This is a genomic window from Achromobacter sp. AONIH1 (genome assembly GCF_002902905.1).
In the GTDB taxonomy this organism is placed as follows: domain Bacteria; phylum Pseudomonadota; class Gammaproteobacteria; order Burkholderiales; family Burkholderiaceae_B; genus Achromobacter.
This window is the reverse complement of the sequence record NZ_CP026124.1, coordinates 1,248,699-1,261,314: the sequence shown is the minus strand read 5'-3', so window position 1 is coordinate 1,261,314 and position 12,616 is coordinate 1,248,699. Positions and strand designations below refer to the sequence as shown.

The following is a 12,616-nucleotide window of genomic DNA, read 5'->3' as shown; positions in this document are numbered from 1 at the left end:
ACCAAGAGGAGACAACATGGACGCCACTCAGGCCGCGGAGCCCATTGCCCGCCCCCACAAGAAACCGAACCTGTTCCGGGTCGCCGTCGCAACGGTCATCGGCACCGCGGTGGAAGCCTTCGACTTCCTCGCCTACGGCACCGCCGCCGCGCTGGTATTCAACAAGATCTTCTTCCCGCAGTTCGATCCGGTGACGGGCACGCTCGCGGCCTTCGGCGCGTTCGCCAGCGGCATGCTGGCACGGCCTATTGGCGGCATCCTGTTCGGCCACTTCGGCGACCGCATCGGCCGCAAATCCATGCTGACGCTGAGCCTGCTGCTGATGGGCATATGCACCGTGCTCATCGGACTGCTGCCGACCTATGAACAGATCGGCATCTCCGCGGCGGTGCTGCTGGTCGTCCTGCGCATCGGACAGGGCCTGTCGTTCGGCGGCGAAATGGGCGGAGCCATGCTGATGGCGGTGGAACACGCGCCGCCGAAGTGGAAAGCCTTCTTCGGCAGCCTGCCGCTGGTGGGCGCGCCGCTCGGCATCCTGCTGTCCGTGGGCTCGTTCGCGCTGGTGACGCGGCTGCCGGAAGCGGATTTCCTGTCCTGGGGCTGGCGCCTGCCGTTCCTCGCCAGCGCCGTGCTCATCGTCGTCGGCCTGTTCATCCGCCACGGCATCGACGAATCGCCGGAGTTCGAGGCCGTAAAGCGCGACAGGGCACGGGCCAGGCAGCCGCTGGAGGACAAGATGCCTCTGCGCGAACTGCTGCGCGCGCACGGCAGGTCGCTGCTGCTGTGCATAGGCTGCAAGATCGCCGAGGTGACGCTGATCTATACCTTCCTGGTGTTCTCGGTGTCCTATGCCGTATCGAAACTGGGTTTCAGCCGGGCCGACGCGCTGCATGCCCTGCTCTACGGCGCCGGCGTGCTGATGTTCACCATTCCGCTGTTCGGCATGCTGGGCGACCGCATCGGCGCGCGCCGCGTCTGTGGCTGGGGCGGCATGCTGCTGGGACTGATGGCCATTCCTATTTTTCTCGCGGTGGGCAGCGGCTCGCTGGTGGCATACAGCCTGGCCGTCTTCGTCGCCATGGCGTTCAACTACGCCATCATGATCGCGCCGCAGTCCAGCCTCTACAGCGCCCAGTTCCCCGCGGAACTGCGCTATTCCGGGCTGTCCATCGGGGTCCAGTTCTCCGCCGCCATCGGCGGCGGCCTGGCGCCCCTGATCTCGGCCACGCTGGTTCAGAAGTTCGGCAGCATTCTTCCCGTGGGCATCTACCTGGCGTTCCTCGGCGTCGTCGCGGGCACCTCGGCGTTTCTCATGAAACCCACGCCGCAGGACCTGCGCCACGACTGACCGAAAGCGCGCGGCTACGCGCCGCCGCTGCCGGCCTGCTTGCGGTACAGGGCGGGCGACATGCCGAAGCGTTCATGAAAGCGGCGGATGAAATGGCTCGCATGCAGGAAACCGCAGGACGCGGCGATTTCCTTGATTTCGACGTGAGCGCGCCGTGGATCCTCCAGCGCCTCCCGAGCCAGCTGCAAGCGGCGCTCGCGCACGTAGCCGGTATATTGCAGCGAACGCGTCTTGAACAGCCGGTGCACCCAGCGCGTGGTGACGCGCAGCACATCCGCCACGGCCTGCACCGAGAGTTCCGGATCGGTGATATGGGCATCGATGTAGCTGGCCAGCACCTGCCAGTTGTCGGCCGGGGCCCGTGCGTCGCCCGGGATCTTCTCCAGCGCCTGGCTGGTGTAGATCGAGGCCAGCAGCGCCAACAGCGCCTGCTCGGCGAAGAGCGACGACACGGGATTGGATTCCGTCTTGTCGAAGAACACATGGCGCAGGCAGCGATGCGCGGTCTGCACCAACGGCAGGCTGGCCACGCCGCGCTGCGCGGTGAACTGGGACATCGCCAGGCTATGCGCGCCGAGCAGGCGAGACAGCGGCCCCTTGACCACCACGATGCGCGAATCGGTGTACATCCGGATCTCGGACGGCAGGGCGGTCGTGCGGAAAATGATGTCGCCGGGCTCCAGGGGCAGGGTAGCCTCGTTCTGGACGATGACGCCGTGCCCCGCGATCACGAAGCTCGCCAGAAACTCGGCGTGTTGCAGGTCTGCGGCATGTTCCGCGCGATGCTGCACGGCGATCGGCGTGGACTCCAGGCTCACCACCCGTCCGCCCGCGCGCAGCCTGCAGGCCTGCAACTGCAGCCGGGGATGCTCGGTCAGCGCACGGAACTCGCCCGGCAGAACCAGCTTGTCCAGTTCACGCTCGTATCCGGCCACCTCCTGCGCATAGAAAGGCCGGAACCGGGGCGCGAAGTTGAGGTCCGCCTCGGGCCCGGCGGGCCGGGCGGGCGGAGGCATGGTCTGGCGGGCTCGTGGCATGCTCGGAACACTCTGTCGTACTGGCCGGCGACGGCCGGCAAAGCGCCCGTGCTGTCGCATGGGGTCAACCGGCGTTCGTGATCGGTCAATCGCGCGGCGGCGGGGCGGGCGTGTAATGGAGCCATTATCCCCAAGGAGACCCCATGCTGGAAAAACAAGCCCATGCCGACGCCTTCTTTGCGCGCTCCGCGAACAAGCTCGACTTCGGAAACTGGGACGAGAAGGAAAAGGTGGCCCTGAGCTGCCGCGTTCTCGCCAGCGAAGGCCATTCGGAAACCCTCGCGGGCCAGATCACCGTGCGCCAGGACGACGGCACGTTCCTGACGACACCCATGGCCCACGCGTTCGACGAGATCGTCCCGGCCTCGGTCATCCGCATCAACGAGAACATGGAAGTGCTGGACGGACCCGGCACGCCCAACCCCGCCGTGCGCTTTCATTTCTGGGTGTACCGGCAGCGCCCCGACGTGCAATGCATCATCCACACACACCCGCCGCATGTCTCGACCCTGTCCATGACGGGCCAGCCACTGGTGGTCGCGCACATGGACGCGACGCCGTTCCACAACGACTGCGCCCACCTGAAGGAATGGCCCGGCCTGCCCATCGCCGACCAGGAAGGCGAGATCATCTCCGCGGCGCTGGGCGACAAGCGCAGCATCCTGCTGGCGAACCACGGTTTCCTGGCGGCCGGCTCCTGCATCGAGGAAGCGCTCTACCTTTCCGTGCTGATCGAGCGCGCGGCCCGCAACCAGCTTCTGGCGGCCGCCGCTTACGGGGAGGTGAAACCGGTGGATGATGCGCTGGCCGCCGAATCGCACGATTTCCTGCTCAAGCCGAGCATCGTGCGGGCAAGCTTCGCCATGTTCGCGCGCCGCGTCGAGCGGCAAATGGCTGCGCAATAGAACAAACTGGCGGATCCTTCAGCGCAGGCCGGCGTGGCGCCGGCGGGAACGTCCGCTTGCCACGGCCCGGGATCCGTTGGAGCGCGGATCCCGAACCGCGGCGGCGCGGGTCGGGCTTCGGGTCAGGGTTTCTTCAGCAGATCGCGGATTTCACGCAGCAGGGCCACGTCTTCCGGCGTGGCGGCGGGCGCGGCCGGCACTTCCTCGGACTTGGCGCGCGCCTTGTAGATGGCCTTGACCATCCAGAAGATCACGAACGCCAGCAACACGAAGTTGATGATGATGGTGACGAAGTTGCCCCAGGCGAAGACGTTGGCGCCGGCCTTGGTGAGATCGGCGTAGGTCATCGGACCGTTATAGCCGGCAGGCATGGAGAGGACGAGGAACTTGTTCGAGAAATCGACCGAGCCGCCCAGCAGGAAGTTGACCAGCGGCATCACGATGTCCTTGACCAGCGAGTCGACGATCTTGCCGAACGCCGCGCCAATGATGACACCGACGGCCAGGTCGACCGCGTTGCCCTTGACGGCGAAATCTCGGAACTCTTTGATAAAACCACCCGCTTTGCTCATAAATAGCACTCCCTTCGTGATACGCCCTAGAATGGGCGACGCTATAATACGCGGTTGCTATGTTGTTACATTTTCCCGCGAACCCGATGCCGCAGAAGTGATGCTACTCGTAGAGCGGGCGCATCAACAAGGATAGGAAGATGAGTCAGGATACGCTGGTGCATGACGACGATGACGGTGCGGTTGACCCCAATCTGCCGCCCGATCCTTCGCGACGTTTCTGGGTAACCACCGCCTGTGCTGTCGGTGGCGTAGCAGGTGTAGCAACAGCCGTGCCGCTGGTCAGCACGTTTTCCCCCTCGGAAAAGGCCCGCGCCGCCGGCGCTCCCGTGGAAGTGGACATCGGCGACATCCCCGTCGGCGCGATGAAGACGGTGGAATGGCGCGGCAAGCCCGTGTGGATCATCCACCGCTCCCCCGAACAGCTCGCCGGCCTGAAATCCCAGGACGCGCTGCTGGCCGATCCGAACTCCAAGCGCCCCGGCTTCACGCCCAAATACGCCGAAAACGAAGGCCGCTCGCGCAAGCCCGAGATCTTCGTCTGCGTCGGCATCTGTACCCACCTCGGCTGCTCGCCCACCGCTCACTTCGAAACGGGCGGCGGCGGCGGCATGGGCGCCAACTGGCAGGGCGGCTTCCTCTGTCCGTGTCACGGCTCCACGTTCGACCTGGCCGGCCGCGTCTACAAGAACAAGCCCGCGCCCGACAACCTCGAAGTTCCGCCGTACCAGTATCTGAGCGACACCCGCATCATCGTGGGCGTCGACGAAGACAACAAAGCCTGACGCCCGCGTCGCGCTTTCATTCCCGAATTGCGTAAGTAAAACAATACGCCACGTGAGAGAAGGAGCCGTTACATGGCTGGCGAGAAAACCGTCGAGACAACAGGCCTGCTGGGCTGGCTGGACCGGCGCTTTCCGGTGACGTCCACCTGGAAAGCCCATCTGTCTGAATACTACGCGCCGAAGAATTTCAACTTCTGGTATTTCTTCGGATCGCTGGCACTGCTGGTGCTGGTGCTGCAGATCGTGACCGGCATCTTCCTGGTCATGCACTACAAGCCGGACGCCGAACGCGCGTTCCAGTCCGTTGAATACATCATGCGCGAAGTCCCGTGGGGCTGGCTGGTGCGCTACATGCACTCGACCGGCGCCTCGATGTTCTTCGTCGTGGTCTACCTGCACATGCTGCGCGGGCTGCTCTACGGTTCGTACCGCAAGCCGCGCGAACTGGTCTGGATCTTCGGCGTCGCGATCTTCCTCTGTCTGATGGCGGAAGCCTTCTTCGGCTACCTGCTGCCCTGGGGCCAGATGTCCTACTGGGGCGCCCAGGTGATCGTGAACCTGTTCGCCGCCATCCCGTTCATCGGTCCCGAGCTGTCGATCTGGATCCGCGGCGACTACGTCGTGTCCGACGCCACGCTGAACCGCTTCTTCGCCTTCCACGTCATCGCCATCCCGCTGGTGCTGGTCGGCCTGGTCGCCGCCCACCTGGTGGCGCTGCACGAAGTCGGCTCGAACAACCCGGACGGCGTCGAGATCAAGCAGGGCCCGAAGGACAAGTACGGCCGCCCGAAGGACGGCATCCCGTTCCACCCGTTCTACACCGTGCATGACCTGGTGGGCGTGGCGGGCTTCCTGCTGGTGTTCGCGGCCATCGTGTTCTTCGCGCCGGAAATGGGCGGGTACTTCCTGGAGTTCAACAACTTCATTCCCGCCGACTCGCTGAAGACGCCGCCGCACATCGCGCCGGTCTGGTACTTCACGCCGTTCTACTCCATGCTGCGCGCCACCACCGACGAGTTCACCTGGGTGCTGGCGGGCGCGTCCGTGCTGGGCGCCATCGCGCTGCTGGTCAAGAGCAACCTGAAGGGCATCCTGCGCGTCGCCGTCCCCGGCATCCTGATCGTCGTGGCCGTGCTGCTGCGCGCGATCGACGCCAAGTTCTGGGGCGTGGTCGCCATGGGCGGCACCGTGGTCATTCTGTTCTTCCTCCCGTGGCTGGACCATTCGCCGGTCAAGTCGATCCGCTACCGCCCGACCTGGCACAAGTGGATCTACGGCATCTTCATGGTCAACTTCCTCGTCCTGGGCTACATCGGCACGCAGCCGCCCAGCCCGCCGCTGAACCTGACGTCGCAGATCGGCACGCTGCTGTACCTGGCATTCTTCTTCCTGATGCCGGTCTGGAGCCGCCTGGGCACGTTCAAGCCCGTGCCCGAGCGCGTCACGTTCCAGCCCCACTGAGCCCACGAGATAACGGACCGACCATGATCAAGAAGCTGATTGGCGCCGTGGCATTGATGATGCTCACGTGCACCGCCACTTTCGCCGCGGAGGGCGGCTTCCCCCTGGAAAAAGCCCCGTACCGCGTCAATGACGTCGCCTCGCTGCAAAATGGGGCCAAGCTGTTCGTCAACTACTGTCTGAACTGCCATAGCGCGTCCTCGATGCGCTACAACAAGCTGCGGGACATCGGCCTGACCGACCAGCAGATCAAGGAAAGCCTGCTGTTCACCGGCGAGAAGGTCGGCGACATGATGCACGTCGCCATGACGGCCAAGGACGCCAAGAAGTGGTTTGGCACCACGCCGCCGGACCTGTCCGTGATCGCGCGGGCCAAGTCGGTGAACGCCGGTCCCTCGGGCTCGGACTACATCTACACCTATCTGCGCACGTTCTACCGCGACACCTCGCGCGCCACGGGCTGGAACAACCTGGTCTTCCCGGCCGTGGGCATGCCCCACGCGCTATGGGAACGCCAGGGTCCGCGCGAGCTGACCACGGTGGCCATGCACGAAGTCGAGGGCAAGGAAGGCGAGCCCAAGACCTGGGAAAAGGTCACGACGGTGTACGATGCTCAAGGTTTTGCAAACGTGAAGGCCGAGCCGGTGGCGAATTACCACGGCCACGCCACGTTTGAAGCTAAATTCAAGGCCGCCAACCCGGCCCAAGTCGCAACTTACGACAACGACGTGGCCGACCTGACCGCGTTCATGGCCTGGATGTCCGAACCCGTCCAGACCTTCCGCGTGCAGCTCGGCGTCGGCGTCATGTTGTTCCTGCTGTTGTTCTTCCTGGTAATGTGGCGCCTGAACGCCTCCTACTGGAAGCACGTACGTTAACCGCAACGCCCCGCCAGGTGCTTCCGTCCCCATGAAAATAGGGACGGGACCAGCGGACAGGGCCGTACCGCCTGTCCCGCCTGGCAATCGGGGCCAGCGCCTGCTAGATTAAGGCGCTGGCCTTTCGCTTTTTATACAAGGACTTATCGCCATGATGGTGCTCTATTCCGGAACCACGTGTCCGTTTTCGCAACGCTGCCGCTTCGTGTTGTTCGAGAAAGGCATGGATTTCGAGATCCGCGACATCGACCTGTACAACAAGCCCGAAGACATCTCGGTGATGAACCCGTACGGTCAAGTGCCCATTCTGGTCGAGCGCGACCTGGTCCTGTACGAGTCGAACATCATCAACGAGTACATCGACGAGCGCTTCCCGCACCCGCAGCTGATGCCGGCCGATCCGGTCATGCGCGCCCGCACCCGCCTGTTCCTCTACAACTTCGAGAAGGAACTGTTCGTCCACGTCTCGACGCTGGAAGACCGCAGCGCCAAGCCCGACGAGAAGAAGCTGGCCAACGCGCGCCAGAACATCCGCGACCGCCTGGCCCAGCTGGCTCCCATGCTGCTGAAGAACAAGTACATGCTGGGCGAGGAATTCTCCATGCTGGACGTGGCCGTGGCTCCGCTGCTGTGGCGCCTGGACCACTACGGCATCGAACTGCCGAAGAATGCGGCGCCGCTGCAGAAGTACGCCGAGCGCATCTTCTCGCGTCCGGCCTACATCGAAGCGCTGACGCCTTCGGAAAAGGTCATGCGTCGCTAAGGCAGTCAGATGGGTGAAACTTCGACCAAACCGTACCTGATCCGCGCGCTGCACGAGTGGTGCACCGATAATGGCTATACGCCCTACATCACCGTGCAGGTCGACGAGCACACCATGGTGCCGATGGCCCATGTGCGCGACGGCCAGATCACGCTGAACGTGGGCACGCTGGCCACCAATCGCCTGGTGCTGGGCAACGAATTCATCGAATTCCAGGCCCGCTTCAGCGGCGTGACCGAGAACGTCTACGTTCCCGTGGGCGCCGTCAGCGCCATCTACGCGCGCGAGACCGGCGCCGGCATGGGCTTCGAAGTGCAGCCCTACGAGCCGCCGGCCGCTGGCGCGCAAGGCACGGCCGAGCCGGCCGAAGAGGGCACCGCCGATGCCGCATCGCCGTCCGGCGACGACACCGGCGGCGACGAGCCCAAGCGCCCGCGCCTGACCATCGTCAAGTAAGTCCGGCCGGGTCCCTGTGGCCCGGCCCGCGACACCCGGCGCGCGCGGTCTGTCCGCGCGCGCCGTTCCATGCCGGGGGCTGCGTTTTTCATTACAATGCAGTCCCCGCGCGTGCCCCATGGCGCGCCTTGCCGGTGTAGCTCAGTTGGTAGAGCAGCTCACTTGTAATGAGAAGGTCGAGGGTTCGATTCCTTTCACCGGCACCATCTCCCCACCAATACAGCGGCGCGTTCGCATCCTGGTCATGGGTCACGCCCCATCAACATGGATGACCGGTTCAACGTAGTCCAGCGGGGACATGCTCACAATCTCATCGCGCTGGCGTCACACACAGCCATGAGCAGGCCTTTTCCGCGCCGTTTTGCATTCCTCGAAAAATTTGTGCATAATTCGCCCCCTCTACCTGTTCCCCGATAGCTCAGTCGGTAGAGCGACGGACTGTTAATCCGCAGGTCGCTGGTTCGAGCCCAGCTCGGGGAGCCAAGATTTCGCAGTACCCGCAGTACCCTTGAAGAGCCCGCAACCCAGGTTGCGGGCTTTTTGCATTTGCGCCAGTCGGGCGTAGCATGACGCGCATCCGCCGGTCTCGTTCCGGCCCCAGCCATCCGTCATGCCGCCATGCGCTCCCCGCGATCCCTGCCCGCCCTGGTTTCCCTGCGCGCCTTCGAGGCCGCGGCCCGGCGCCTGAGCTTCAGCCTGGCGGGCGAAGAGCTGTACGTCACGCAAAGCGCGATCAGCCATCACATCCAGAAGCTGGAAGCCGAACTCGGCGCCGCGCTGTTCGAACGCCGCACGCGCGCCGTGGCGCTGACGCCGGCGGGGCAGGCCTACTACGAGCGCGTGCATGCCGCGTTCGAGCTGCTGCGCCAGGGCACCGAGGACATCCGCGCGCCGCAGCGTCCGCGCCGCCGGCTCAGGATCGGCCTGCTGTCGTCCTTCGCCACGCGCTGGCTGGCGCCGCGACTGCCGGCGTTCAGCGCCGCGCATCCCGATATCGAACTGCAACTGCAGCCCGACATCGGCCTGGCGGACGTCGCCGGCGGCGAGGTCGACGCCGCCATCCGCTACGGCCGGGGGACCTGGCCCGGCGTGCGCGCGCGCCAGCTGATGCGCGAGCGCCTGTCGGTGGTCTGCGCGCCGTCGCTGATCGCCGGCCGGAAACGCCCGCGCTCGCCGCAAGATCTGCTGCGCCATCCGCTGCTGACCTCGCACTCCCACAATCCCTTCGAATGGCCCGCCTGGGCGCGGCTCACGGGCGTGGACCTGGGCGGCGCGCAGAACGTGCCGCTGCATGACTACAACATCGTGATCGAGGCGGCGCTGGCGGGCCAGGGCGTCGCGATGGGCCGGCACCGCATGATCGCCGCGCAGCTGGCCAGCGGCGCGCTGGTCGAAGCCTTGCCCGGCCTGGCGCTGGACGATCCGCGCATCGGCTGGTGGCTGGTCACGCCTCGGGGCGCGGCGGATCCCGACGTGCAGACGCTGCACGACTGGCTGGTCGAAGCCGCCGTGCAGACCGGCGCGCCGGTCTGATCCGCGCAGTCTCGCGCCGCTTGCCTTCGATCAGTGTTGCCTTGAGCCACGGAGCATGCGGCAGGCCTGCCGCCAAGCGCCGGCGACGCATTACTTTTATTCATGTGTGCCCGGGGAAAATTGATTGGTCAAGGCGCTCCCGGGCCGATAGCATGACCTGAAGCTGGAACGCACCTTTCCCCTTCATTCCCTTTTCAGGCAGGTAATCCATGTCCCGCACCATTTCCGCCCGCGTCGCCGAACTCGGCCTGACGCTCGAAACCGCCTCCGCCCCCGCCGCCAACTACGTGTCCTACGTGCAGGAAGGCAATCTGCTCTATATCTCGGGCCAGATCTCGCGCAAGAACGGCCAGGCCGCCTATCTGGGCCAGCTCGGCGGCGCGGTGTCCGAGGCCGACGGCGTCGAGGCCGCCCGGCTGTCGGCGCTGGGCGTGCTGTCGCAGATCGCCGCCGCCACCGGCGACCGTCTGGACCGCGTGGCGCGCGTGGTGAAGCTGGGCGTGTTCGTCGCCAGCGCGCCGGATTTCAGCCGCCAGAGCATCGTCGCCAACGGCGCCTCGGACCTGATGGTGGCGGTGTTCGGAGACGCCGGCCGCCACTCGCGCAGCGCCGTCGGCGTGGCCGCGCTGCCGCAAGGCGTGGCCGTCGAGATCGAAGCCGTGGTCGCGCTGACGGCCGCCTGAGTCCGTCTCTCACCTGAAGCGCGGCGCGCGCCGGGCGGTCCCGCCGGCCGAGGCGCGCCGCGCCCGTCTCATCATCCGCCGCCATGACCTCGATCCTGACCGACCACGACGTCGCAGCGCTGCGCGCCGCCACTCCCGGCACGCGCAGCGCCATCCATTTCAACCATGCGGGGTCCTCGCTGCCGTCGAACGGCACGCTGGACGCGATCCGCGCGCACCTGCTGCGCGAAGCCGAACGCGGCCCGATGGAAGCCGGCGTGGCCGCGCGCGCGGAAACCGAAACGGCGCGCGCCCTGGCGGCGCGACTGTTCAATGCGCAACCGGACGAGATCGCGCTCACCGGCGGCAATTCGCCCGGCTGGGGCGCGGCCTTTGCCGCGTTCGCGACGGCCAGTCCGTGGCAGCCCGGCGACCGCATCCTGGTGGGCCGGCACGAATGGGGCGGCAATCTCGCCTGCATGCGGCTGATCGCCGAGCGCGCGGGCGCGCGCGTGGAAACCATTCCGTCAGACCAGGACGGCTGCGTCGATCCCGAGGCGCTGCGCGCCATGCTGGACGAACGCGTGCGCCTGATCGCGCTGACCTGGCTGCCCGCCAACGGCGGCCTGATCAATCCCGCCGCCGCGATCGGCGCGGTGGCGCGCGAACACGGCATCGCCTATTTCGTGGACGCGGCCCAGGCCGTGGGCCAATTGCCCATCGACGTGGAGCAGGTCGGCTGCGACGTGCTGGCCGGCGCCGGACGCAAGGCGCTGCGCGGCCCGCGCGGCACCGGACTGCTGTACGTGCGGCGCGATTTCCTGCCCAGGCTGACGCCGGCCTGGGTCGACACCCACAGTGCGCCGCTCGGTCCCGACGGCGCGCCCATGCTGCGACCGGACGCGGCGCGGCTGGAATCGGCGGAAGCCTCGCTGGCGCTGCGCTGCGGCCTGGCCAATGCGCTGCGCGAGGCGCTGGACATCGGCCTGGACGCGATCCGCGCCCGCGTCGACGCCATCGCCCAAGGCCTGCGCGCCGAACTGGCCGCGCTGCCCGGCGTCACGGTGCTGGACCAGGGCCGCGAGCGATCGGGGCTGGTGTCGTTCAATGTGGCGGGCCTGGACGCGCCGGCGGTGCAGCGCGCGCTGGCCGCGCAGGGCGTGACCATCGGCAGCAACGGCGTGAGCTACACGCCGCTGGACATGACGGCGCGCGGGCTGGCGCAGATCGCGCGGGCCTCGGTCAGTTACCTGACCACGCAGGACGAGATCGGCCGCCTGCTGGACGCGCTGCGCCAGTTGCCGCGCCAGGGCTGAGGCGCCTCAGGCCACCGCCCGGCGCGCGAAAGGCGTCCACTTGGTGAAGACCAGCAGATTGCCCAGCATCACCAGGGCCAGCCCCAGCAGCGCCGGCATCGTCCACTGATAGCCTTCCGCATAGGTCGAGACCGACAGCGCCACCACCGGGAACAGCACCGTGCAATAGGCAGCCCGCGCCGGCCCCATGCGGCCCACCAGCGTCAGGTAGGCCGTGAAGCCGATCACCGATCCCGGTATCGCCAGATAGAGCAGGGCGCCCACATAGGACGCGGACGTGTCGAAGCGGAAGGGCTGGCCGGTCGCGACGCAGCCCGCCAGCAGGATGGCCGCGCCGTACAGCATGCCGTAGGCGTTGCCGGTCAACGGCCGGATGCCGTTGCGCTGTTGCAGCGAGGACAGCATGTTGCCGGTCGAAAAGCAGAACGTGCCCAGCAGCGCGAAGCCCAGGCCCAGCAGCGTCTCGTGGCTGGCCTGCTGGCTGGCCAGTTCGGGCCAGAACAACAGCACCAGGCCCGTGAAGCCCAGCGCGCCGGCCAGCATCACGCGCGGCGCGACGCGGGTGCCGAACCACAGGCGGGCATTCAACGCGTTCCACAGCGTGGCGGCGGAAAACACCACCGACACCAGCCCGCTGGGGATCCATTGGGTGGCGGTGTAGAAGCACAGGAAGTTCAAACAGAACAGGCACAGGCCCTGTCCCAGGCACATCAGGTGCCCGCGCCGGTCCAGCTTCTGCAGCTTGCCCAGCAGCAGCAGGCCGGCGAACAGCACCAGGCCCGCCAGCGCGAAGCGGTAGAAGATGGACACGGGAATCGCCACCACGCCGAGTTGCAGCTTGATGGCGATCCAGGTGGTGCCCCAGATGATGACGGTAAGGAGATACAGAAAGAGATTCAC

At 66.4% G+C, this 12,616-nt stretch carries 13 protein-coding genes and 2 tRNA genes; 12 read left to right on the top strand and 3 right to left on the bottom strand.

Annotation, left to right across the window (positions count from 1 at the left end):
• The first annotated feature begins 16 nt into the window (after nucleotides 1-16).
• Nucleotides 17-1,348 (top strand): MFS transporter, encoded by a 1,332-nt coding sequence (locus C2U31_RS05830; protein ID WP_103271975.1) that lies wholly within the window; start codon nucleotides 17-19, stop codon nucleotides 1,346-1,348.
• Between the two features lie 14 nt (nucleotides 1,349-1,362).
• Here C2U31_RS05830 and C2U31_RS05825 read toward each other — a convergent pair whose 3' ends face one another.
• Nucleotides 1,363-2,364 (bottom strand): AraC family transcriptional regulator, encoded by a 1,002-nt coding sequence (locus C2U31_RS05825; RefSeq protein WP_233772660.1) that lies wholly within the window; start codon nucleotides 2,362-2,364, stop codon nucleotides 1,363-1,365.
• A gap of 164 nt (nucleotides 2,365-2,528) precedes the next feature.
• On the opposite strand from C2U31_RS05825, the gene C2U31_RS05820 reads away from it, so the two are divergent.
• On the top strand, nucleotides 2,529-3,290 hold the full coding sequence (locus tag C2U31_RS05820; RefSeq protein ID WP_103271973.1) for an aldolase: 762 nt from the start codon (nucleotides 2,529-2,531) through the stop codon (nucleotides 3,288-3,290).
• A 122-nt stretch (nucleotides 3,291-3,412) separates the two neighbouring features.
• Here the strand turns inward: C2U31_RS05820 and mscL are convergent, their stop codons facing one another.
• Nucleotides 3,413-3,862, bottom strand: a complete 450-nt coding sequence (gene mscL / locus C2U31_RS05815; protein ID WP_103271972.1) for a large conductance mechanosensitive channel protein MscL — start codon at nucleotides 3,860-3,862, stop codon at nucleotides 3,413-3,415.
• Nucleotides 3,863-4,002: 140 nt separating this feature from the next.
• Here mscL and petA point away from each other — a divergent pair, with 140 nt between their 5' ends.
• The 10 genes from petA (at nucleotide 4,003) to C2U31_RS05765 (ending at nucleotide 11,716) form a co-directional block, all read left to right on the top strand.
• On the top strand, nucleotides 4,003-4,647 hold the full coding sequence (petA, locus tag C2U31_RS05810; RefSeq protein ID WP_103271971.1) for a ubiquinol-cytochrome c reductase iron-sulfur subunit: 645 nt from the start codon (nucleotides 4,003-4,005) through the stop codon (nucleotides 4,645-4,647).
• A gap of 72 nt (nucleotides 4,648-4,719) precedes the next feature.
• Complete coding sequence (locus tag C2U31_RS05805; protein ID WP_103271970.1) at nucleotides 4,720-6,108, top strand: cytochrome bc complex cytochrome b subunit; 1,389 nt, start codon at nucleotides 4,720-4,722, stop codon at nucleotides 6,106-6,108.
• Nucleotides 6,109-6,131: 23 nt separating this feature from the next.
• On the top strand, nucleotides 6,132-6,986 hold the full coding sequence (locus tag C2U31_RS05800; RefSeq protein WP_103271969.1) for a cytochrome c1: 855 nt from the start codon (nucleotides 6,132-6,134) through the stop codon (nucleotides 6,984-6,986).
• Nucleotides 6,987-7,137: 151 nt separating this feature from the next.
• On the top strand, nucleotides 7,138-7,749 hold the full coding sequence (locus tag C2U31_RS05795) for a glutathione S-transferase N-terminal domain-containing protein (protein WP_006388039.1): 612 nt from the start codon (nucleotides 7,138-7,140) through the stop codon (nucleotides 7,747-7,749).
• Between the two features lie 9 nt (nucleotides 7,750-7,758).
• Nucleotides 7,759-8,205: a ClpXP protease specificity-enhancing factor gene (locus C2U31_RS05790; protein ID WP_103271968.1), complete on the top strand. Its 447-nt coding sequence runs from the start codon at nucleotides 7,759-7,761 to the stop codon at nucleotides 8,203-8,205.
• A gap of 130 nt (nucleotides 8,206-8,335) precedes the next feature.
• Nucleotides 8,336-8,411, top strand: a tRNA-Thr gene (locus C2U31_RS05785).
• Nucleotides 8,412-8,612: 201 nt separating this feature from the next.
• Nucleotides 8,613-8,688: transfer RNA gene (locus C2U31_RS05780), tRNA-Asn, on the top strand.
• A gap of 135 nt (nucleotides 8,689-8,823) precedes the next feature.
• A complete protein-coding gene (gcvA, locus tag C2U31_RS05775; protein ID WP_103271967.1) occupies nucleotides 8,824-9,738 on the top strand; it encodes a transcriptional regulator GcvA in 915 nt (304 codons plus the stop codon).
• A 209-nt stretch (nucleotides 9,739-9,947) separates the two neighbouring features.
• Complete coding sequence (locus C2U31_RS05770) at nucleotides 9,948-10,421, top strand: RidA family protein (protein WP_103271966.1); 474 nt, start codon at nucleotides 9,948-9,950, stop codon at nucleotides 10,419-10,421.
• Nucleotides 10,422-10,504: 83 nt separating this feature from the next.
• Complete coding sequence (locus C2U31_RS05765) at nucleotides 10,505-11,716, top strand: aminotransferase class V-fold PLP-dependent enzyme (RefSeq protein WP_103271965.1); 1,212 nt, start codon at nucleotides 10,505-10,507, stop codon at nucleotides 11,714-11,716.
• A gap of 6 nt (nucleotides 11,717-11,722) precedes the next feature.
• Here C2U31_RS05765 and C2U31_RS05760 read toward each other — a convergent pair whose 3' ends face one another.
• A complete protein-coding gene (locus C2U31_RS05760; protein ID WP_199770958.1) occupies nucleotides 11,723-12,616 on the bottom strand; it encodes a DMT family transporter in 894 nt (297 codons plus the stop codon).

Coding starts and splice junctions, on each gene's coding strand:
- C2U31_RS05770 (WP_103271966.1), top strand. CDS start 9,948: ATGTCCCGCACCATTTCCGCCCGCGTCGCCGAACTCGGCCTGACGCTC.
- C2U31_RS05830 (WP_103271975.1), top strand. CDS start 17: ATGGACGCCACTCAGGCCGCGGAGCCCATTGCCCGCCCCCACAAGAAA.
- C2U31_RS05765 (WP_103271965.1), top strand. CDS start 10,505: ATGACCTCGATCCTGACCGACCACGACGTCGCAGCGCTGCGCGCCGCC.
- C2U31_RS05820 (WP_103271973.1), top strand. CDS start 2,529: ATGCTGGAAAAACAAGCCCATGCCGACGCCTTCTTTGCGCGCTCCGCG.
- C2U31_RS05825 (WP_233772660.1), bottom strand. CDS start 2,364: ATGCCTCCGCCCGCCCGGCCCGCCGGGCCCGAGGCGGACCTCAACTTC.
- C2U31_RS05790 (WP_103271968.1), top strand. CDS start 7,759: ATGGGTGAAACTTCGACCAAACCGTACCTGATCCGCGCGCTGCACGAG.
- C2U31_RS05800 (WP_103271969.1), top strand. CDS start 6,132: ATGATCAAGAAGCTGATTGGCGCCGTGGCATTGATGATGCTCACGTGC.
- petA (WP_103271971.1), top strand. CDS start 4,003: ATGAGTCAGGATACGCTGGTGCATGACGACGATGACGGTGCGGTTGAC.
- C2U31_RS05805 (WP_103271970.1), top strand. CDS start 4,720: ATGGCTGGCGAGAAAACCGTCGAGACAACAGGCCTGCTGGGCTGGCTG.
- C2U31_RS05795 (WP_006388039.1), top strand. CDS start 7,138: ATGATGGTGCTCTATTCCGGAACCACGTGTCCGTTTTCGCAACGCTGC.
- gcvA (WP_103271967.1), top strand. CDS start 8,824: ATGCGCTCCCCGCGATCCCTGCCCGCCCTGGTTTCCCTGCGCGCCTTC.
- mscL (WP_103271972.1), bottom strand. CDS start 3,862: ATGAGCAAAGCGGGTGGTTTTATCAAAGAGTTCCGAGATTTCGCCGTC.